Raw genomic sequence first — 1313 nt, 5'->3', positions numbered from 1 at the left:
GATCCAGATTCACTAGCCGTTGATATCGCGGATTATTGGGCAAGCGGTGAGGACGATCAGAACCGTCTTAACTCAGCGCTGTCTCATTTCAGGAGGCTCGGACCTGAGGGGCAAGAACTCCAAGCCGTTGGAGCTGGGCCGCGCCTGATGGGCCGCCGAATTCATGATCCCTATCCCGATGACGCCCGCGTCATTGATAGCTTGGCCAAGGAAGAGCTGAGTAAGTTCGGACCGGTCTCGATTTCTCAGAAAAATGCCAGTAACCAACGAAAGTTTAGCGATTGGCTCAAAAGGGAGGGTAGGGGGAGCATAGTCAGCCGACTCACGGGTACTGATCAGCAGCAACGGTCGTTGCAGGAGGATTTTAGGAAATTTACCGAGGCCGAGGGAAAAGTGGTCGTGAGTTTAGATCGGCTGCGGCAGTATCTAGGCGCCGAGTCCCAGTTGAAACAGCATAATCCTTATCCCGACGACGCCCTCATGATTGATGGCTTGGCCAACGAAGAGCTGAGCAAGCTCGGACCGGACTCGACTTCCAAGAGGAAAGTTGTCCAGAATATGGCGATAAATCAACGGAGGTTTAGTGATTGGCTCCAAAAGAATGGTCGGGGGAGCATAAGCAGTCGCCTGACTGGCAGTGATGAGCAGCAACGGTCGTTGAAGGACGATTTTAGGGAATTTACTACTAACGTTGAAGTAAAAATAAGCGTGGGTTTCGATCGGCTGCGACAGTATCTAGGCGCCGAGTCGCAGTTGAAACAGCATGATCCTTATCCCGACGACACCCGCATGATTGATGGCTTCGCCAATGAAGAGCTGAGCAAGCTCGGACCGGACTCGACTTCCAAGAGGAAAGGCGTCTTGAATCTGGCCAGCAATCAACGGAGGTTTAGTAATTGGCTCCGAAAGAATGGTCGGGGGAGCATAAGCAGTCGCCTGACTGGCAGTGATGAGCAGCAACGGTCGTTGAAGGACGATTTTAGGGAATTTACTACTAACGTTGAAGTAAAAATAAACGTGAGTCTCGATCGGCTGCGGCAGTATCTAGGCGCTGAGTCGCAGTTGAAACAGCATCATCCTTATCCCGACGACGCCCTCATGATTGATGCCTTGGCCAACGAAGAGCTGAGCAAGCTCGGATCGGCCTCGACTTCCAAGAGGAGAGTCGTCTGGAGACTGGCCAGCAATCAACGAAAGTTTAGTGATTGGCTGCAAACCAGGGGTAGGGAGAGCATAGCGAGCCGGCTCAACGGCAGTGATCAGCAGCAATGGTCGTTGAAAAAAGATTACCAAGACTTCACCGAAGACATGGG

General features: G+C 52.2%; 1 pseudogene. It reads left to right on the top strand.

Features of this window, described 5'->3' with window-relative positions:
* Positions 1–1313 (top strand): annotated as a pseudogene (locus CO670_RS32325) (hypothetical protein); the annotation flags it as partial.

Origin of the sequence: Rhizobium sp. J15 (assembly GCF_002531825.1) — a bacterium.
Taxonomy (GTDB): Bacteria; Pseudomonadota; Alphaproteobacteria; order Rhizobiales; family Rhizobiaceae; genus Rhizobium.
The sequence above is the reverse complement of the archived record's forward strand: the minus strand, read 5'-3'. Positions and strand labels throughout refer to the sequence as shown.